The organism is Caballeronia novacaledonica (genome assembly GCF_900258035.1).
GTDB classification, from domain to species: Bacteria; Pseudomonadota; Gammaproteobacteria; order Burkholderiales; family Burkholderiaceae; genus Caballeronia; species Caballeronia novacaledonica.
On sequence record NZ_OGTP01000001.1, the window covers coordinates 736,922 to 755,921 of the forward strand.

19 protein-coding genes and 2 riboswitches are annotated in these 19,000 nt (G+C 66.2%); of the genes, 9 read left to right on the forward strand and 10 right to left on the reverse strand.

Annotation, left to right across the window (positions count from 1 at the left end):
• Nucleotides 1-1,227: a glycosyltransferase family 87 protein gene (locus tag NOV72_RS03430; protein ID WP_106853126.1), complete on the forward strand. Its 1,227-nt coding sequence runs from the start codon at nucleotides 1-3 to the stop codon at nucleotides 1,225-1,227.
• 7 nt (nucleotides 1,228-1,234) lie between these two features.
• Here the strand turns inward: NOV72_RS03430 and NOV72_RS03435 are convergent, their stop codons facing one another.
• From NOV72_RS03435 to cbiE, 4 genes are read right to left on the reverse strand one after another with little or no spacing between them, the layout of a single operon-like run.
• A complete protein-coding gene (locus tag NOV72_RS03435; protein ID WP_106853127.1) occupies nucleotides 1,235-1,639 on the reverse strand; it encodes a DUF4186 domain-containing protein in 405 nt (134 codons plus the stop codon).
• 7 nt (nucleotides 1,640-1,646) lie between these two features.
• Nucleotides 1,647-2,372: a precorrin-4 C(11)-methyltransferase gene (gene cobM / locus NOV72_RS03440; RefSeq protein ID WP_106853128.1), complete on the reverse strand. Its 726-nt coding sequence runs from the start codon at nucleotides 2,370-2,372 to the stop codon at nucleotides 1,647-1,649.
• Complete coding sequence (locus NOV72_RS03445; RefSeq protein ID WP_106853276.1) at nucleotides 2,369-3,115, reverse strand: cobalt-precorrin-6A reductase; 747 nt, start codon at nucleotides 3,113-3,115, stop codon at nucleotides 2,369-2,371. The genes cobM and NOV72_RS03445 overlap by 4 nt, the downstream gene beginning before the upstream one ends.
• A 30-nt stretch (nucleotides 3,116-3,145) precedes the next feature.
• Nucleotides 3,146-4,357 carry a precorrin-6y C5,15-methyltransferase (decarboxylating) subunit CbiE gene (gene cbiE / locus NOV72_RS03450; RefSeq protein ID WP_106853129.1) on the reverse strand — a complete coding sequence of 404 codons (1,212 nt, stop codon included), beginning with the start codon at nucleotides 4,355-4,357 and terminating at the stop codon, nucleotides 3,146-3,148.
• A gap of 73 nt (nucleotides 4,358-4,430) precedes the next feature.
• A riboswitch (cobalamin riboswitch) is annotated at nucleotides 4,431-4,607 on the forward strand.
• A gap of 37 nt (nucleotides 4,608-4,644) precedes the next feature.
• Between cbiE and cobG the strand changes: the two genes are divergently transcribed.
• The 4 genes from cobG to cobJ are packed head-to-tail and all read left to right on the forward strand — an operon-like array spanning nucleotide 4,645 to nucleotide 8,909.
• Entirely contained in the window at nucleotides 4,645-5,940 is a 1,296-nt protein-coding gene (cobG, locus tag NOV72_RS03455) for a precorrin-3B synthase (RefSeq protein ID WP_216858848.1), read from the forward strand.
• A complete protein-coding gene (locus NOV72_RS03460; protein ID WP_106853277.1) occupies nucleotides 5,933-6,559 on the forward strand; it encodes a precorrin-8X methylmutase in 627 nt (208 codons plus the stop codon). The genes cobG and NOV72_RS03460 overlap by 8 nt, the downstream gene beginning before the upstream one ends.
• Nucleotides 6,556-7,284 (forward strand): precorrin-2 C(20)-methyltransferase, encoded by a 729-nt coding sequence (locus NOV72_RS03465; RefSeq protein ID WP_106853130.1) that lies wholly within the window; start codon nucleotides 6,556-6,558, stop codon nucleotides 7,282-7,284. The genes NOV72_RS03460 and NOV72_RS03465 overlap by 4 nt, the downstream gene beginning before the upstream one ends.
• Nucleotides 7,272-8,909 (forward strand): precorrin-3B C(17)-methyltransferase, encoded by a 1,638-nt coding sequence (gene cobJ / locus NOV72_RS03470; protein WP_106853131.1) that lies wholly within the window; start codon nucleotides 7,272-7,274, stop codon nucleotides 8,907-8,909. Before NOV72_RS03465 ends, cobJ begins: the two co-directional genes overlap by 13 nt.
• Here cobJ and NOV72_RS03475 read toward each other — a convergent pair.
• The 4 genes from NOV72_RS03475 to cobW form a co-directional block, all read right to left on the reverse strand.
• Nucleotides 8,885-9,472 carry a vWA domain-containing protein gene (locus NOV72_RS03475; protein WP_106853279.1) on the reverse strand — a complete coding sequence of 196 codons (588 nt, stop codon included), beginning with the start codon at nucleotides 9,470-9,472 and terminating at the stop codon, nucleotides 8,885-8,887. The two genes, cobJ and NOV72_RS03475, sit on opposite strands and share 25 nt — an antisense overlap.
• Before the next feature lie 119 nt (nucleotides 9,473-9,591).
• Nucleotides 9,592-10,587 carry a magnesium chelatase ATPase subunit I gene (locus tag NOV72_RS03480; RefSeq protein WP_106853132.1) on the reverse strand — a complete coding sequence of 332 codons (996 nt, stop codon included), beginning with the start codon at nucleotides 10,585-10,587 and terminating at the stop codon, nucleotides 9,592-9,594.
• A complete protein-coding gene (gene cobN, locus NOV72_RS03485) occupies nucleotides 10,584-14,360 on the reverse strand; it encodes a cobaltochelatase subunit CobN (RefSeq protein ID WP_106853133.1) in 3,777 nt (1,258 codons plus the stop codon). Before cobN ends, NOV72_RS03480 begins: the two co-directional genes overlap by 4 nt.
• Nucleotides 14,361-14,365: 5 nt before the next feature.
• The gene (gene cobW, locus NOV72_RS03490) at nucleotides 14,366-15,451 is read right to left on the reverse strand and encodes a cobalamin biosynthesis protein CobW (protein WP_106853134.1); all 1,086 of its coding nucleotides are present in this window, start codon (nucleotides 15,449-15,451) and stop codon (nucleotides 14,366-14,368) included.
• Nucleotides 15,452-15,570: 119 nt separating this feature from the next.
• A riboswitch (cobalamin riboswitch) is annotated at nucleotides 15,571-15,827 on the reverse strand.
• Between the two features lie 80 nt (nucleotides 15,828-15,907).
• Between cobW and NOV72_RS03495 the strand changes: the two genes are divergently transcribed.
• Nucleotides 15,908-16,318, forward strand: coding sequence for a cobalamin biosynthesis protein (locus NOV72_RS03495; RefSeq protein ID WP_106853135.1), 411 nt, complete (start codon nucleotides 15,908-15,910; stop codon nucleotides 16,316-16,318).
• On the opposite strand, the gene NOV72_RS03500 is transcribed toward NOV72_RS03495, so the two are convergent.
• Nucleotides 16,239-16,454, reverse strand: coding sequence for a hypothetical protein (locus NOV72_RS03500; protein ID WP_106853136.1), 216 nt, complete (start codon nucleotides 16,452-16,454; stop codon nucleotides 16,239-16,241). The two genes, NOV72_RS03495 and NOV72_RS03500, sit on opposite strands and share 80 nt — an antisense overlap.
• A gap of 135 nt (nucleotides 16,455-16,589) precedes the next feature.
• On the opposite strand from NOV72_RS03500, the gene cobO reads away from it, so the two are divergent.
• The 3 genes from cobO to NOV72_RS03515 are packed head-to-tail and all read left to right on the forward strand — an operon-like array spanning nucleotide 16,590 to nucleotide 18,735.
• Complete coding sequence (gene cobO / locus NOV72_RS03505; RefSeq protein ID WP_106853280.1) at nucleotides 16,590-17,192, forward strand: cob(I)yrinic acid a,c-diamide adenosyltransferase; 603 nt, start codon at nucleotides 16,590-16,592, stop codon at nucleotides 17,190-17,192.
• 5 nt (nucleotides 17,193-17,197) lie between these two features.
• Nucleotides 17,198-18,496: a cobyrinic acid a,c-diamide synthase CobB gene (locus NOV72_RS03510; RefSeq protein ID WP_106853137.1), complete on the forward strand. Its 1,299-nt coding sequence runs from the start codon at nucleotides 17,198-17,200 to the stop codon at nucleotides 18,494-18,496.
• Nucleotides 18,493-18,735 (forward strand): DUF1289 domain-containing protein, encoded by a 243-nt coding sequence (locus NOV72_RS03515; RefSeq protein ID WP_106853138.1) that lies wholly within the window; start codon nucleotides 18,493-18,495, stop codon nucleotides 18,733-18,735. The genes NOV72_RS03510 and NOV72_RS03515 overlap by 4 nt, the downstream gene beginning before the upstream one ends.
• Before the next feature lie 28 nt (nucleotides 18,736-18,763).
• Here the strand turns inward: NOV72_RS03515 and NOV72_RS03520 are convergent, their stop codons facing one another.
• On the reverse strand, nucleotides 18,764-18,991 hold the full coding sequence (locus NOV72_RS03520) for a CbtB domain-containing protein (protein WP_106853139.1): 228 nt from the start codon (nucleotides 18,989-18,991) through the stop codon (nucleotides 18,764-18,766).
• Between the last annotated feature and the right edge of the window lie 9 nt (nucleotides 18,992-19,000).

A 19,000-nucleotide genomic window follows, 5' to 3' on the forward strand; every position in this document is an offset into this window, starting at 1 on the left:
ATGACGACCCAACCCGCTTCCCTCGCACGCGACCCCGGCCGGCGCTGGCTCAACGCCTCGCGCGTCAGCGCTTATTTCGCCACCGTCCTGCTCGCCTTTCAGGGCTTCGGGTTCTTTTTCAACGCGTGGCATTCGTGGACCGAATACGGCCACCCGGGCGGCTGGGACTTTCTGACGTTCTGGACCGCGTCGCGCCTCACGCTCGACGGAACGCCGCTTCACGCCTATTCATGGCCCGCGATCGAACTCGCCGCGCGGCAACTCTCGCCGAACATCGTGCGGCCGGGCCCGTGGTTCTATCCGCCCAACTTTCTGCTGCTGGTGCGTCCGCTCGCGTGGCTGTCCGCGCCTATGGCGTATGCGCTTTTTATCGGCCTCTCGTCCGCGCTCTTCGTCTTCCTGATCCGCCGCGCCCTGCCGATGCGCCACATGCTCGTGTGGATTCTCGCGTTTCCCGGCCTCTGGCTGAACGCGGCGCAAGGACAGAACGCCTGCCTCACCGCGAGTCTCGCGCTCGCAGCTTTCCTCTCGATGCGCTCGCGGCCCGTGCTCGCGGGCATATTCATCGGATTGTTGTCGATCAAGCCGCATCTGGCGATCCTGTTTCCGGTCGCGCTCGCGTGCGCGGGCATGTGGACGACGTTCATCGCGGCCGCCGTGACGGCGACCCTCTTCACCGCGATTTCAATCGGCGTATTCGGTCTCGATATCGTGCCGATCTTCCTGCACGGCCTCCACGAAGCCAACGGCTACATCGCGAGCGGCGTGCTGCCCTGGGACCAGACGGCGAGCCTCTTCGCGACCTTGCGCATGGCGCACGTCGCCGTCGGCGCAGCTTACGCCGCGCAGGCGTGTCAGGCGTTCGTCGCGCTGTGCGCGGTCGCGTGGGTATGGCGCAACGCGAAAGCGCTGGAAGTGCGCGCGACGGCGCTCGTCGCGGCGACTTTCATGATGAGCCCCTACATCTATAACTACGATGCCGTCTGGCTCGGCGTGCCGCTCGCGCTCATCGCCGCACGCGCATTGCGCGACGGCTGGCTGCGCGGCGAACTCGCGATTCTGGGCGTCGCGTGGCTCTATCCGCAGATGGGCGATCTGCTCGCGAAGCATTACGGCATCGGTCTAGGGCCGCTGGTTTTCGCGTCGCTGATTGTCGTGGCGATACGGCGTACGCGTCTCGAAGCAGGCGCGGTCGCCGTCGATCCGGCGATGGACCGCGCACGCTGACGCAGCATCAGAAAGGCAATTCGCGCTGCGGATTGTCCGGCGCGTCGACACTCGCGGCCGGCAACGGTTGCGCGCGCAGCCAGCGCGCGATCGCGTCGACGACATGTTGCCGCTCGGCGTCGTCGAGCGCCTTGCCCGCCGCGATGCCATGCCATTTCGCCAGGCACGAGCGGCAGCACGTCGCCGTCGCGTGTTGCGCAATGAATACCGGATGCCCGCGAAACGGCGTCTGCTTGCCGTCGTTCAGCGGCGCGGGCGGCGCGAGCCGCTTGCCGATCAGTTCGCGCGCCTGCGCGATCACCGTGTCGACGCCCTTTTCCCGCAGATATTTTCCCTCGCGCACACCGAGCGCAAAACGCCGCCGGAATGCCGATTTCGCGAGCGCGTCGAACACGGTGTCGAGGTCGCGCATCGCGTGATCAGTCTTTTGCGTAGAGCGTCGAATCCGCGAAGCCATCGGCGGAAAGCACGCGGCCGACGAGGATCATCGCCGTGCGCTCCATGCCCGCCGCGCGCACTTTCGGCGCGATCTCCGCGAGCGTGCCTTCGATACGCGTCTCGTCCGGCCAGCTCGCGCGAAACACGACGGCCACCGGGCAATCCGCGCCATAGTGCGGCACCAGTTCCGCGACGATGCGCTCGATATGCCGCACGCCGAGATGAATCGCGAGCGTCGCGCGATGACGGGCGAGATCCGCGAGGCTTTCGCCTTCCGGCATCGACGTTTTCGTCGCGTAGCGCGTGAGGATCACCGTCTGCGAAATGCCGGGCAACGTCAGTTCCCGCTTCAGCGCCGCCGCCGACGCCGCCGTCGCCGTCACGCCCGGCACGACTTCGTAGGGAATCGCGAGCGCGTCGAGCCTGCGAATCTGCTCGCCGATCGCGCCGTAAAGCGACGGATCGCCCGAATGCACGCGCGCCACGTCCTGCCCGTTCGCGTGCGCGTCCTGCAACAGCGCGACGATCGCATCGAGATCCAGCTCGGCCGTGTTGATGCATTTCTCCGCGCGATGCCCGTCGAGCACGTCTTTCGGCACGAGCGAGCCGGCATACAGAATCACGGGACACGCGCGGATGAGCCGCTGTCCCTTGACGGTGATGAGTTCCGGATCGCCCGGTCCGGCGCCGATGAAATAGATCGTCATGTTTCGGATGAGTGGATTCGGTCGAGCCAGCGCGCGAGCGCGTCGCGGGCGCTCGTGGCGTCGTCGAACGTTTTGTCGGCGTGCGGCAGCGAAGGCCGCACGAGCATCACGACCGGCAGGCCGCGTTCGCGCGCGACGACGAGCTTCGCTTCGGTCGCGCGTCCGCCGCTGTTCTTGCTGACCACGACATCGATGCCCGCTGCGTCGAACAGCGCGCGCTCGCCTTCGAGATCGAACGGCCCGCGCGCATCGACGATCTTCGCGCGCGCGTTGCCCGAATGCGCTTCCAGACAGCGGATCGTCCAGTGCTGCGACGCGGGGATTTCATGCAGATGCGCAAGCGCCTCGCGCCCGAGCGTGAAAAGCGGCCGGCGAAACAACGCGATTCGCGCGACGATTTCGCGCCAGTCGGCCGCATCGCGCCAGTCGTCGCCCGGCTGCGGCTGCCACGCGGGACGGCGCACCGCCCAGAGCGGGACGCCGGCGAACGCGCAGGCGTCGCGCGCGTGACGGCTCATCTGCGCGGCATACGGATGCGTCGCATCGACGACGAGCGCGATGTTCTCCGTACGCAGATAGCGCGCGAGCCCGTCGATGCCGCCGAAGCCGCCGACGCGCACCGCGCACGCGAGATCGCCCGGCACGCGCCCGAGGCCCGCGAGACTGTAGACATGCGCGGCGGACAACGCGCGCGCGATCGCGAGTGCGTCGCCGGTGCCGCCGAGCAGCAGCACGCGCTTCATGTTTTCCGGCGGTTCTTCACGCATTTCGCGTCACGGTTTGCTGGCGTGCAGAAGCGTGATCGGCAGCGCCTGGCGCCACGTGTCGAAACTGCCGAGCGGCTCCGCCTGCGCCACGCCGATGCGCGTCAGCTCGCCGCCGTGCCGCGCGCGCCATTCGACGAGCGCAGCCTCGCTTTGCAGCGTCACCGCATTCGCGACGAGCCGCCCGCCCTGACGCAGGCGCGCCCAGCAGGCATCGAGCACGCCCGGCGCCGTCAATCCCCCGCCGATGAAAACGGCGTCGGGCGCGCGCAGGCCGTCGAGCGCGGCGGGCGCCTCGCCTTTCACGAGCTGAAGCGCGGGCACGCCGAGCGCATCGCGGTTGTGTTCGATGAGACGCTGCCGGCTTTCGTTCGCCTCGATCGCGATCGCGCGGCATGCGGCGTGCGCGCGCATCCATTCGATACCGATCGACCCGCAGCCCGCGCCGACGTCCCAAAGCAGTTCGCCCGGCTGCGGCGCGAGGCGCGCGAGCGTCACGGCGCGCACGTCGCGCTTCGTGAGCTGGCCGTCGTGACGATAGGCGTCGTCGGGCAAACCCGGCGTAAGCGGCGGGCCGGCGTGTCCGGCATGCGTGCGGCATTCGATCGCGACGAGATTGAGCGCGGCGACGAGCGGCTCGCGCCAGTCGTCGGCGCGTTCGTCGATGCGGCGCTCCTTGTCCCCGCCGAGATGCTCGAACACGGTCATGCGGCTCGCGCCGAAGCCATGCGCGGTCAGCAGCGCGGCGACGGCGGCGGGCGTCGCGCCGTCGGCGCTCAGCACGAGCAGGCGCAAGCCGCGATGCAGGCTCGCGAGCAGCGACGCGACCGGCCGCCCGACGAGCGACACGCACACCGCATCCTGCAACGCCCAGCGCAAACGCGCCGCCGCGAGCGACAACGACGACGGCGCGGGAATGACGCGCATCTCGCCGCCGGCGACCTCCCGCGCGAGCGTCGCGCCGACGCCGAAGCACATCGGATCGCCGCTCGCGAGCACGCAGATGCGCGTCTTGCCGTCGCCGCGCGCGGCGAGCACGGCATCGAGCGAAAAGGGCTTCGGCCACGGCACGCGGCTCGCGGCGATGCGCGCGGGCAGCAACGCGAGATGGCGCTCGCCGCCGTGAATCGACTGGGCGTCGAGCAGCGCGCGGCGCGCAACGCGCGAGAGGCCGTGCCAGCCGTCTTCGCCGATCCCCACCACGGTCAGCCAGTTCGACATGGGCGGCCTCCTTCATGCGATTCGGAATGCGCTTCGGCTTGCCTGGAAGCGCCTGGATGGTCGATAAAAGCGGGCATAATACAGGTCCGTCGGTGCCCCGCTGGGGCCTAAGAGGGAACACAGAAAACTGTGGCTGCCCCCGCAATTGTACGCAGCGAGTCCGCGCTCCACTGCCACTGGTTTTTACCGGGAAGGCTGGCGCGAATGAAGACCTGCCAGCCAAGAGACCTGCCGACTCACCGCATTCGCGCGACGCCGACCGGGCGGGGTGTACCGGTTCGCTCATCATGCGCGAAGCCCAACGGGTCACGCTTTTGACTTCATTCGACCGCTCATCGCTCACCGCCGCGCCGCGCGCCTCCGCGTGTCCGGGCCTGATGCGCATCGTGCCCGCGCGCGACGGCGGCCTCGCGCGCCTGCGGCTTGCGGGCGGCGTGTTGAGCGCGCACGCGGCGCGGGCCGTCGTGCGGGCGGCGCGTGTGTGCGGCACGGGCGTGATCGAGGTGACCAATCGCGCGAATCTCCAGTTGCGCGGCATTCGCGACGATGCCCACGCCGCGCTGATCGACATCGCGCTCGACGCGGGCCTCGGCCCGTCGACGGCCGGCGGCGACGACCTGCGCAACGTGATGCTCAGTCCGCTCGCGAGCGCGGACACGCGCGCGCTCGCCGCCCGGATCATCGACGCGATGCAGGCCGACGCGTCGCTCCATGCGCTCTCGCCCAAGTTCGCTTTGCAGCTCGATGCCGGCGAGCGCCTCGCGATGCTCGAACATCCGCACGACGTGTGGCTATCTGCCATCGACGATGGCGCGCGTTTCGCATTCGGCTTCGCGGGCACGATGCGGCAAGGTTCGTCCGGCGCGATCGATCGCGGCGACGTGGTGCCGTTCGTATCGAGCGTGCTGCGCAGATTTCTCGCGCTGGCCGCGCCGGAAGAACATCGCATGCGCGATCTGCTTGCGCGTATCGGCATTGCGCGTTTCGTCGAAGCATTCGATTTCGATGCGAGCATTCAGCACTGGCGACGCGAAAGCGCCGATGCATCGCTGCGTCTCGGCGCTCACGCGGAACCGTATCGCGCGACGTGGTATGCGGGCGCGCAAACGCCGCTCGGGCGTCTCGACGCGACCACGCTCGAAGCGCTCGCCGATATCGCCGACACGCACGCCGAATGCCTTCTCGCGATGACGCCGTGGCAAAGCGTGCTGATACCGGGCATCGCCGCGCAAGACGCGCATGACGTACTGCAACGCCTGCACGCGCTCGGCCTCGCGACTGACGCGCGCGAACCGCTCGCGCGCCTGATCGCGTGCGCGGGTTCCGAAGGCTGCGCGAAAAGCCGCGCCGACACGAAAGCCGACGCGCATCGCCTCGCCGCGCTGCTGCCCGCGCATGACGAAAGCGCGGTGCATCTGAGCGGCTGCGAGCGTTCGTGCGCGGCGGCGCATCCGGTCCCGGTGACGCTCTATGCCGTCGCGCCGGGCCGATACGACTTCCATCGCGGCGCACGAACCGTTGCGCGCGATCTGACCATCGAAGAGGCGGCCGAACGGCTCGCCCGGAGCCATGCCGATGCTTGACTACATCCGCGACGGCGCGGAGATTTATCGCCAGTCCTTTGCGACGATCCGCGCCGAAGCCGACCTCGCCGCCATGCCCGCCGATCTGGAAAAGCTCGCGGTGCGCCTGATCCATGCGTGCGGCATGGTCGATATCGTGAGCGATCTGCGCTTCTCATCCGGCGCGGGCATCGCCGGGCGGCGCGCGCTCGCAACCGGCGCGTCGATCCTGTGCGACGCGCGCATGGTCGCCGAAGGCATCACGCGCGCGCGGCTGCCCGCCGATAACCGCGTCGCCTGCACGTTGAGCGATCCATCGATTCCCGAGCGCGCCCGCGCGATGAACAACACGCGCTCGGCCGCCGCGCTCGAACTCTGGCGGCCGCATCTCGAAGGCGCGATCGTCGCGATCGGCAATGCGCCGACCGCGCTCTTCCATCTGCTCGACATGCTCGACGCGGGCGCACCGAAACCCGCGCTCATCCTCGGCTTTCCGGTCGGGTTCATCGGCGCGGCGGAATCCAAGGCGATGCTCGCCGCCGATAGCCGTGGCGTGCCCTTCGTCGCCCTGCTCGGCCGGCGCGGCGGCAGCGCGATGGCGGCGGCGGCGGTGAACGCACTTGCTTCGGAGGCCGAATGATTCGCGGACGTCTCTTTGGATTGGGCGTCGGTCCGGGCGATCCGGAACTGATCACGCTGAAGGCGCTGCGCTTGCTGAAGGCCGCGCCCGTGGTCGCGTATTTCGTCGCGAAGGGCAAGAAGGGCAATGCGTTCGGCATCATCGAATCGCATCTCGACGACACGCAGACGCGGCTGCCGCTCGTCTATCCGGTCACGACCGAAGCGCTCGAACCGCCGCTCTGCTACGAGACGATCATCAGCGCCTTCTACGACGAAGCCGCGCTCACGATCTCGGGTCATCTCGAAGCCGGACGCGACGTCGCCGTGATCTGCGAAGGCGATCCGTTTTTCTACGGCTCGTACATGTATCTGCACGACCGTCTCGCCGGGCGTTTCGATGCGCATGTCGTGCCCGGCGTGTGCTCGATGCTCGGCGGCGTCGCGGTGCTGGGCGTGCCGCTCGTGTACCGCAATCAGAGTCTGTCGGTGCTGTCGGGCGTATTGCCGGAAGACGATCTGAAGCGCCGTCTCGAAGCGGCGGACGCGGCGGTCATCATGAAGCTCGGCCGCAACTTCGAGAAAGTGCGGCGCGTGCTCGGCGAGCTTGGACTCGATCGGCGCGCGCTGTATGTCGAGCGCGCGACGATGTCAAATCAGCGCATCGTGCCGCTCGATGAAGTCGATCCGATGGCGTCGCCCTACTTCTCGCTGCTCGTCGTGCCGGGGAAAAAATGGCGCGCGTGACGACTTCCATGCCGATGGCGATCGTCATTCTCGGCGCGGGCGCGCTCGATACGGCGCGGCGAATTCAGGCGCGCTTGGCGCATTCGCGCGTGCATGGCCTCGCCAGCCGCGTGAACGCGGACATCGCGTATGATGATTTCGCTGCGCACGTGCGCGCGCTGTATGCGTCGGGTACGCCGATTATCGCGCTGTGCTCGGCGGGCATCGTGATCCGCGCGCTCGCGATGTCTCTTGCCGACAAGGGCGCTGAACCGCCCGTGCTCGCCGTTGCGCAAGATGGCAGCGCGGTCGTGCCGCTGCTTGGCGGCATGAGCGGCGTGAACGTGCTGGCGCGCGAGATCGGCGACGCGCTCGGCATCGCGCCCGCGATCACGACGAGCGGCGAACTGCGCTTCGGTCAATGCCTGCTCGCGCCGCCCGAAGGTTATGCGCTCGCGGATATCGAGCGAGGCAAGCGCTTCGTATCGGATTTGCTCGCGGGCGAAACGACGCGCATCGAAGGCCATGCGCCCTGGCTCGACGATGCCGATCTGCCCCGCGCCCGCGATGCGCGTCTTGCCGTGCGCATCACGCCGCTCGCCACGCGCGATGAAGACAGTCTCGTGATTCATCCGCGCTGCGTGCTCGCGTGGATCGGGCACGTATCGCCCGATGATGACGTCGCCGAACGCGTTCATGCCGCGATGCGCGCGCAAGGTTTATCGCCGCTTGCGCTCGCGGCATTGACAGCGCCCGTGCGTTACATGACGTCGCGATCACTCGAAGATGCCGCGCATGCTTTGAACGTACCGCTGCGCTTTCACGACGCCGGCGATACGCAAGATATTGCATTGCACGTCGGCGATGCACCTATCGATGCGCAATCGATCGGCCGTGCGCGCGGCACGCTGACCGTGATCGGACTCGGCCCCGGCAGCGCGGAATCGATGACGCCGGCCGCGCGCGCCGCGCTCATCGCCGCGCAAGACGTGCTCGGCTACGAAACGTACGTGCGCATGGCCGGACCGTTTCGCGACGATCAGCGCGTGCACATGACCGACAATCGCGAGGAATTGCAGCGCGCGCGCCACGCTTTCGAACTGGCGAGCGAGGGACGGCGCGTGGTCGTCGTGTCGTCCGGCGATCCGGGCGTGTTCGCGATGGCGGCCGCCGTGCTCGAAGCGCTCGACGAAGGACACGCGGTGCATCCCGAATGGAGCGCGGTGAAACTCTCGATCGTGCCGGGCGTGTCGGCATCGCTCGCCACGGCTGCGCGTGCGGGCGCACCGCTCGGCCACGATTTTTGCGCGCTGTCGCTCTCGGATAACCTGAAGCCGTGGAGCGTGATCGAGAAACGCATCGCGCTTGCGGGCGAAGCCGATCTCGTGATGGCGTTCTATAACCCGCTGTCGAAAGCGCGGCCTTGGCAGTTCGACCGCGCGATCGAGATCGTGAAGCGGCATCGCGGTGCGCACACGCCCGTCGTTCTGGGACGAGATATCGGGCGTCCGGCCGAAGCATTACGCATCGTGACGCTGGGCGAATTGAAAAGCGAACTCGTCGATATGCGGACGATGGTAATAATCGGTTCATCGACGACGCGCATAGTAGGCGATTGGGTTTATACGCCGCGATGGTATGAGTAATTATCGCCTGCGCTCAGTGCGTCGGCGGTGATGTATCGCGCGCCCCAGCCGCGCGCAAGCGCTTCGCCGCGTCCGGCTCGAATCGCGCCCTCTTCGAAATCCACGACGACGATTTCATCGGCCGATGTCGGCGCGTTCGGCTTCTCGTTCGTGCGGCCGTCGGTCAGCACCCACAACCAGCGCCGTTGCGACGGCCTGTGCCGGGCCGCGCGTTCGAGCACCGTGGCGGCGCTCGACAGCCCGAGCGCGAGCGGCGTGCCGCCACCGCCGCCGATCGGCGCGACCCAGCGCTCGTTGAACCAGTGCGCGGCGCCCGGCTGGCGGCGCACTTCCGCACGTCCGCCGCCGAAACACACGAGCGCGATCATCGCGCGTTCGCGATACGCCCGATCGAACAACGCGACGAGCATGCCCTTCGCGCGCGCAAGCCGTTCGCCCGCGAGCATCGAGCCGGAGCAATCGAGAAGAAAGCAATGCAGCGCCGCGCTCTCGCCTCGCGTGCGCCGATAGCGAAGATGCCGCGCGTCGAGCCGCATCGAACGCTTTGCGCGCAGCGTCGCCATCCAGTCGATCGACGCGCTCGCGTCACCGTCGCGCGCGGCGTAGCGGCCTTTCGTGCGCGATTCGTTCCATCGAAGGCGACGCCCCACGTCGAAGGCATCCGCGTCGCGCCTTCGATGGTTCAGGCTTTTTTTGCGGCGAGCGGCCTCACTTGCTTGACCTTCGCGGTGCCCGCCGGTTCAGCCGGCATGTAGCCCCAATCCGATTCGGCCGAACCTGCATCGCGCGACGTGGCTTCACGCCCGGCCGGTTCACGCGATGGCGCCCCGGTCTCGCGCCTGCGATGTTTCAACACGGCATCAGCGACACGTTCGACATGCGTCACCGTCACGTTCGACGCGCCTTCCAGCGCAGCCAGCGCCCGCGCCGCGCGCAACATCACGATATCCGCACGCAAGCCATCCACATGCGCCTCGATGCAAAGCGCGCTCACGCGGGCATGAACGGCGTCGTCGAAATCGAATGACGATAGCGACGCGCGCGCCGCATGAATGCGTGCGTTCAGCGACGTCTGTTCACGCTCGTATTGCGTGCGAAATGCTTCGGGGTCCGTATCGAATGCGAGCCGCGCCTTGACGATGCGCTGCCGAACGGCCGCATCGAAGCAATTGCTCATCTCCACAGCGAGCCCGAAACGATCGAGCAATTGCGGGCGCAACTCGCCCTCTTCCGGATTCATCGTGCCGATCAGCACGAAGCGCGCGTCATGCCGATGCGAAATGCCGTCGCGCTCGACGATGTTCACGCCGCTCGCCGCGACATCGAGCAACTGATCGACGAGCGGATTCGGCAGCAGATTCACTTCATCGACATACAGCACGCCGAGATGCGCCTTCGCGAGCAGGCCGGGTGAGAACTTCACGCCGCCGTCGCGCAATGCGCTTTGAATGTCGAGTGTGCCGATCAACTGCTCTTCGCTCGCGCCGAGCGGCAACGTGACGAGCTTGCCCTCGGGCAACAGCTCCGCGAGCGCGCGCGCCGCCGTCGATTTCGCCGTGCCGCGCGGCCCGCTGACGAGCACGCCGCCGATCGAAGGATCGACCGCCGCGAGCAACAGCGCCTGCTGCAAGGGCGCTTGCGCGACGAGCGCGGTGAAGGGAAAAGTGAGCGGGTTCAATGTTGTCGGCCCTCGATGCACTGTTCGACATCGAGCAGATGCCGTTCGACCTGCTCGCGATAGCCAGCGGGTTCCTGCCACAAACCGCGTTGCATCGCTTCGAGCAGGCGCTCGCAGATCGATTGCAGCGCGTGCGGATTGTGTTGCGTGATGAACTCGCGCGTGTCGGCGTCGTTCACGTAGGCGTCGGTGACAAGCGCATATTGATGATCCGACACGACGCGCGCGGTGGCGTCATAGCCGAAAAGATAATCGACGGTTGCGGCGAGTTCGGACGCGCCCTTGTAGCCGTGCCGCTTCACGCCATCGATCCACTTCGGATTCACGACGCGCGAACGCACCACGCGCGCGATCTCTTCGTTCAACGTGCGCACGCGCGGCGCGGCGGGATTGCTGTGATCCGCGTTATACGCCTGCGGCTGCACGCCCGACAGGTAACGCACGGCCGCGACCATGCCGCCTTGGAACTGATGATAGTCGTTCGAATCGAGCAGATCGTGTTCGCGATTGTCCTGATTCTGCAGCACGACATCGAGCGTCGAGAGCCGCGTGCCGAAGCTCGCGCGCGCTTCGACGCCGTCGCCCGATTGCGAATACGCGTAGCCGCCCGTGCTTTGATACGCAGCGGAAAGATCGGCGTCGGACTGCCATTGTCTTGCGTCGATCAGTTCCTGCAAGCCCGCGCCGTATGCGCCCGGCTTCGTGCTGAACACGCGCCAGCCCGCGCGCCGCCGCGCTTCCTTCGCTTCGACGCCGCGCGCGATCAATTCGTCGCGTTCGCGCAGGATGCGTGCGCGGATCGGGTTGATGTCGCCGGTCTCGTCGTCGAGTTCGGCGACGGCCTGCACGGCCGCGTCGAAGAGATGAATGAGGTTCGCGAACGCATCGCGAAAGAAGCCCGATACGCGCAGCGTCACGTCGATGCGCGGCCGGTTGAAGATCGATATCGGCAGAATCTCGAAGTCGGTCACGCGATGACTGCCCGCTGCCCACTTCGGCCGCACGCCGATGAGCGCGAACGCCTGCGCGATATCGTCGCCGCCGGTGCGCATCGTCGCGGTGCCCCACACGGACAAGCCGATCGCGCGCGGAAAATCGCCATGATCCTGCACATGGCGTTCGACCAGCGCGTTCGCCGACTTGAGCCCGAGCGACCAGGCCGCCTGCGTCGGCAACGCGCGCGTATCGACGGAATAGAAGTTGCGGCCCGTGGGCAGCACGTCCGGCCTGCCGCGCGATGGCGAACCGCTCGGCCCCGGCGGCACGAAACGCCCTTCGAGGCCGCGCCTCAGTTGCACAAGCTCTTGCGGGCCGCATGCGTCCAGCCGTGCGAGCACGTCGCCGCGCAAGCGTTCCAGCACGAGCGATGCATGCGGACCGGGCGCGGCGGCATCATGCTCGGATAATAGTTGCATTGCTAACGATTCGAGGCGTTCGCGCGTATCGCCCTGATGACGCCACGGCGCATCGCTCACATCGGCGAGCGCGCGCGGACGCGGCCCGCTCCACGGCGCGGCCCAGTCGGCGTCGAGCGGATCGAAGTCAGCGGGCAATTGCAGGTCGCGCGCGATCGCCGTGATGAGGCTCGCGTTCGCGCGCTGCCCGTCGCCGACAGGAAAGCGGCCGAGGGCAAGCAACGTATCGCGGCGCTGCACGCCTTGCGGCGAGATGCCGAACACGTGCAGGCCATCGCGAATCTGCGCTTCCTTCAGTTCGCAGAGATACGCGTCGGCGCGGGTGAGCAAGGCGTCTTCACCCACGGCATCGCGTGGCGCTTCCAGCCCGAGTTCTTCGTGCAGCCGGTTCTCGACGATGCTCGCGAGAATCGACTTGCGCAACAGCTTCGCGCGGCGCGCATCGACCATCAAGGCTTCGTAGTATTCGTCGACCTGACGCTCCAGATCCTGCAACGGCCCGTAGTTTTCGGCGCGCGTGAGCGGCGGCATCAGATGATCGATGATGACGGCCTGCGCGCGGCGCTTCGCCTGGCTGCCTTCGCCCGGATCGTTCACGATGAACGGATAGAGATGCGGCATCGGTCCGAGAATCGCATCGGGCCAGCACGACGACGACAACGCGACGCTCTTGCCCGGCAGCCATTCGAGATTGCCGTGCTTGCCCACGTGCACGATCGCATCCATCTGAAAGCGCTCACGCAACCAGACATGGAACGCGAGATACGAATGCGGCGGAACGAGTTCGGCATCGTGATAGCTCGCGTAGTCGTTGCGCCCGCGCGAACGCGAAGGCTGAATGCCGACGAAGACTTCGCCGCAACGATAGCCCGAGATCATGAAGCGGCCGCGTCTCACCGTAGGGTCGTCTTCGGGCGCGCCCCAGGTCTCTTCCAGCGCGGCGCGCGCGTCGGCGGGCAGCGTGCGGTATGCATCGAGATAGTCATCGAGCGAAAGGCTCTGCAGCGCGGGACGCAAGTCGCGCACGACGGGATCGTTGGTCACGCCGGCGGTCAACGCGGCGATGAGCGCATCGCCATTTTCTGGAATGTCGCTGACGCGGTAGCCTTCGCGCGCGAGCATCGTGAGAATGCCGATGGCCGATGCGGGCGTGTCGAGTCCCACGCCGTTGCCGATGCGCCCTTCGCTCGCCGGATAGTTCGCGAGCACGAGTGCGATGCGCTTCTGCGCGTTCGGTGTATGACGCAGCTTGCACCAGCGGCGGCTCAGTTCCGCGACGAAGCGCACGCGCTCCGCATCGGCCTGATAGCGCACCACGTCCACTTGCGTATGCTTGCAGTGATACGCGAGTCCTTTGAAACTGATCGCGCGCGTGATGATGCGGCCATCGACTTCGGGCAGCGCGACATGCATCGCGACATCGCGCGAGTTCAGGCCGTGATTGTCCTTTTGCCAGTCGTCGCGATTGCCGCCGCTCAGAATGACTTGCAGCACGGGCGCATCGCCCGCGACTTCGAATGTTTCATCGTCACCGATCACACTCGCCGCGAACGCCGTCGTGTTCAATACGAGCGACGCGCGATGCTCCGCGCATAAACGCCCGACGACTTCGCGGCTCACGCTTTCCTTCAGCGATGAAATCGCGATGGGCAGCGGATTCATGCCTTCTTTTTCGAGCGCTTCGATGAGCGCGTCGAATACGGTGGTATTGCCCGACTGCAAATGCGCGCGATAAAAAAGAATCGCGGCGATGGGCGCGCCTTCGGTCCAGCGCGCCTGCCAGTCTTCGATAGTCGCGATATCGCGCTCGGGATGATAGATCGCGACCGCGGGCAGCGGGCTCGGTGGCTGCGGCTCGCGCCCGAAGCCGAAGGCGCGGTTCGCGATCGTGCGCAGAAATTCTTCCGCGTTGCGCGCGCCGCCTTCGCGCAGATAGCGCGACAGTTCGCGGCAAAAATCCGCATCCGCCGTGCTTTTGCCGATGAGATTCGGATCCTCGGCGAGATCGCCCGAAAACATCGCGAGCATCTGTTGCTCCTGCTTCGCGAGCGCGACGAGCCGCTCGATGCCGTACGGCCAATACGATTCTCCGCCCAAGTGATCGACGATCACGACTTTCGCGTGCCGCAAGACATCGTCGACATAGAAATCGACCGAAGCGGGCTGGCGCAGAAACGACTGATTCGCGAGCCGCACTTCGGGAAAGCCCGCTTCCAGTCGCGGAAACACGCTCGCGAGCAACGCGAGCGTCGTGTCGGCGGAACTGAGCACCACGATAGGCGCACGCGTCTGATCGATGCGCATGACGCCTTGCGCGTCGTCGACGAAGCCACCGGGTGTCGTGCGAAGCAGATGCATGACGGTTAAGCCTGCGCGGGGACGCTTGCTAGCGCCGCGTCGAATGCGCGTTGCAGCGCGTCGCGGTCGAGGTCTTCGCCGATCAGCACGAAGCGGCTTTGCGTCTTCGCTTCGCCGGCTTGCCAGCGTCGATCGAAATAGCTGTCGAAACGGCGCCCGACGCCCTGCACCACGAGCCGCATCGCCGCGCCCGGCAACGCGGCGAAGCCCTTCACGCGATAGATCATGTGTTGCTCGACGAGCGCATGCAACACGGCGATGGCCTGCTCGCGCGACTCGACCTTGCCATGAACCACGACCGAATCGAACTCGTCATGATGATGATCCACGTGGCCTTCATCGTCCGGCGAGCCGTGATGATCGTGGCGCAGATGAATCGTCTCTTCCGATGCCGCTTCGAGCCCGAGCAGCGTATGCACGTCGAGCCGGCCCATGTGCGCGGGCACGATCTTCACTTCGGGCGGAATCTCGGGACGCACGAGCACTTCGACTTTTCGCAGCGCCGCGTCGTCCATGAGATCGGTCTTGTTCACGATGACGAGATCCGCCGACGAAAGCTGATCTTCGAACAACTCGTGCAGCGGCGATTCGTGATCGAGGTTCGGATCGGCCTTGCGCTGCGCGTCGACGGCGACGGGATTCGCCGCGAACTGGCCGCTCGCGGCAGCGGGACCATCGACCACGGTGACGACTGCATCGACCGTGAACGCGTTCTTGATCGACGGCCAGTTGAACGCCTGCACGAGCGGCTTCGGCAACGCGAGACCCGATGTTTCGATCAGCACGTGATCGATGCTTTCGCGCCGCTCGACCAACTGCTCCATCACCGGATAGAACTCTTCCTGCACGGTGCAGCAGAGGCAACCGTTCGCGAGTTCGTAGAGATTGCGGTCCTTTGAACCGGCTTCGTCGTCGCAGCCGATGCCGCAACCCTTCAGGATTTCCCCGTCGATGCCGAGTTCGCCGAATTCATTGACGATCACCGCGATGCGCTTTCCTTGCGCGTTGGACAGGATATGCCGCATCAGCGTGGTCTTGCCGCTGCCGAGAAAGCCGGTCACGACCGTGACGGGAATCTTGCGGGTTTGCATCGTAGCTCCGTGGCTTTGGGTGCGTGCGCTTCGTGTCGCGCAATGCGTGACAACGCCGCGGGATGAAAGGGAAACGCACGCCGAGTGGATCATGGGCCGCGCCGCATCCCCGCGACAGCGATCCCTGTGAAAGTATGGCCGGTATCCGGGCTGACGACACGCCGCTTCGCCTTCCCGCGCGTCATTGCGCGCAGTGGCCTCGAAGCCGGCTTCCCGTTCGTGCGATGAAAACATCGTACGCAGGGGGAATCGCTTACCGTTGCGGGGGCAGCGCAGGTTGACGTCCGCTCGATGAATCGAAAGGAACGCGCCCTGCTTCCCGTTTAACTGCGCGCGAGAGAATCCGCGCGCGAGCACCAAAACTGCGTGAAAGTCTAGGCCCGAGGGGCGCGAGCGTCAAGAAACGGCGCGGCGCGCGCGATGTCATAATGTCGGCCCGCTTTCTTCGAATTGACCATGAGCACGAATGCGCCTGCCGTTACGCGGCTTGCGGTCGGTATCGGCTGCAGGCGAGGCGCGAGCGTCGATGCGATCGAACATGCGGTGCGCATCGCGCTGGGCACGCGCCGGATCGGCGAGATCGCAGTCGTCGCGAGCATCGATGCGAAAAGGGATGAAGCGGGGTTGCTCGAATTTTGCGAGCGTCATGGCCTGCCCATGCGCTTTTATAGCGCCGATGAAATCGCGCACGCGCCGCGTGTCGCGATTTCGCATCGAGCGGTGAAGCATATGAACGTCGATGGCGTATGCGAGCCGTGCGCGCTGCTTGCGGGCAACGCGCACAGTCTCATCGTGCCAAAGACGATCGATTGCGGCGTAACGGTCGCGATCGCCCTGGCGCATGAGCCCTTTGCGGGCGGAACATGAATACCGGCTTCGTCGCGCCACGCGGGCGCCGTGTTTCGGCGAGCGGCTTCGCGGCGAGCGGCTTGAATTTGTCGCGGCAAAGCCAGACGAGAACGGCAAGCGCCACGAGTTCCAGATAAAGATAGAGCGCGTCCATGTTCTTGCTCCTGAAGTCGGTGAATGCGTGAATGCATGATGCCCGCCGTCTGTTAGCGCAAAATTAAGCCGCGAATACAGCGGTCGCCTGATGTACGATACGGCGCGCCGCCATCCTGTTCACACTGGAGTCGATGTGAAAACCGATACCGAATCGCATCTGCGCATGACCCAACGTCGCAAGGAAGGTCACGAGAAGAAACAGGCCGCCGCCGATCATGAAAAAGGCCTGCTGATCGTGAATACCGGCAACGGCAAGGGCAAGACCACGGCGGCGTTCGGCATGGCCGTGCGCGTGCTCGGTCATGGCATGAAGCTCGGCGTCGTGCAGTTCATCAAGGGCGCGCTGCATACCTCCGAGCGCGATTTTCTCGGCGCGATCGCGCATTGCGATTTCGTCACGATGGGCGACGGCTACACCTGGAACACGCAGAATCGCGAAGCCGACATGGCCACCGCGCGCAAAGGCTGGAACGAGGCGCGGCGCATGATCGAAAGCGGCGAGTACCGGATGGTCGTGCTCGATGAGCTGAACACCGTGCTCAAGTACGAATATCTGCCGCTCGATGAAGTGCTCGGCGTGCTGCAGGCGCGCCCCGCGATGCTGCACGTGGTCGTGACGGGACGCCATGCGCCCGATGCGTTGATCGAACTCGCCGACCTCGTCACCGAGATGCGGCTCGTGAAGCATCCGTATCGCGAGCAGGGCGTGAAAGCGCAACGCGGCGTCGAGTTCTGAACGCGATGCCCGGCTGCCCCGCTCTTTTCATCGGCGCGAGCGCGTCGCATCAAGGCAAGACCACGGTGACGGCCGCGCTCGCGCGCCATCACGCGCGCCGTGGCCTGAACGTGCGCGTATTCAAGACCGGCCCGGATTTTCTCGACCCGATGATCCTCGAACGTGCATGCGGCGCGCCCGTCTATTCGCTGCATCTGTCGATGGTCGGGCTGGACGCGTGCCGCGCCCTGCTCGCGCAGGCTGCGCGCGAGGCCGATCTCATTCTCATCGAAGGCGTGATGGGCCTCTTCGACGGCACGCCCAGCAGCGCCGATCTCGCTGCCGCGTTCAACGTGCCCGTGCTCGCCGTGATCGGCGCGCACGGCATGGCGCAGACGTTCGGCGCGATCGCGTTCGGGCTCGCGCGTTATCGCGCGGATGTGCCGTTTCACGGCGTGCTTGCGAATCGCGTCGCGTCGGCGCGTCATGCGCAGATGTTGTCGGAGACCATTCCCGACGGATTGCACTATTGCGGCCATCTGTCGAACGCGGACGATATCGCGCTGCCCGAGCGCCATCTCGGCCTCACGCAGCCGGAAGAAGTCGCGGGCCTCGACGCGCGCCTGGATCGCGCCGCCGATGCAATCGCACACACCACGCTCGCGGATCTGCCGCCGCCCGTTCATTTCGACGATGCAACGCTTCCCGCGCCGCCGCGTCTGCTCGACGGCATGCATATCGCGATTGCGCGCGATGCCGCGTTCTCGTTCGTCTATCCGGCGAACGTCGATCTGCTCGTCGCGATGGGCGCGCGCGTCAGCACGTTTTCGCCGCTGGCCGACGCGCCCGCGCCCCACGACGCCGATGCGCTCTATCTTCCCGGCGGATATCCCGAGCTGCATGCGGCGACGCTCGCCGTGAATGCGCGCACGCGTGAATCGATCGGCGAGCACGTCGCGAAGCACAAGCCGATCGTCGCGGAATGCGGCGGCATGCTCTATCTGCTCGACACGCTGACGGACCTCGAAGGAACACGGCACGCGATGCTCGGCCTGCTCCCCGGCGATGCCGCGATGCAACGCAAGCTGTCGCGCCTCGCGATGCAGCGCATGGACACCAAGCACGGCGCGATGACGGGCCACACGTTCCATTACTCGACGCTGAATACGCCGATGCAACCGGTCCTCGAAGCGAAACACGCGACGACCGGCACATCGGGCGAAGCGCTCTATCGACACGGCCCGGTCACGGCCACGTACATGCACGCGTACTGGCCGTCGAATCCGGCCGCAGCCGCCGCGCTCTTTCGCGGCGAATCACTATGACGACCACGCAAGACATTCGCCCGCCGCTCGATCTCGCCTTCACGATCGAGCGCGCCAAGACTCAGACGCCCATCGGCTCGCCATGCACCGACGTGTGCAAGCTCGATCCCGAAACGGGCTTGTGCCTCGGCTGCTTCAGAAGCCGTGAAGAGATCAAGACCTTCAGATCGATGGACGATGCCGCGAAGCTCGATTTATTCGATGCATTGCTCGCGCGGCGCGCGGCCAGCGGGAAATAGCAAGCGCGGCCCGAATCGCGACGCGTCCTCAGTGGCACGGAAAGCCGAGCAGATGCCGGCCGTCGTGAACGAATTCGTGGACGTACATGCCCGAAAAAATCGACGTCGCGCCCTGCTCCGCGCCGACGAAATAGAGGGCGAGCAGCAGCATCAGGCCGATGAAAACAGCCCACGGCAGCACTTCGCGCACCGGAATGGGCACGGGTGCATCGAGCGAAGGAGACACCGGAAAGGCCGGCGTGCTGGAAGCATTCATGAGGGTTCT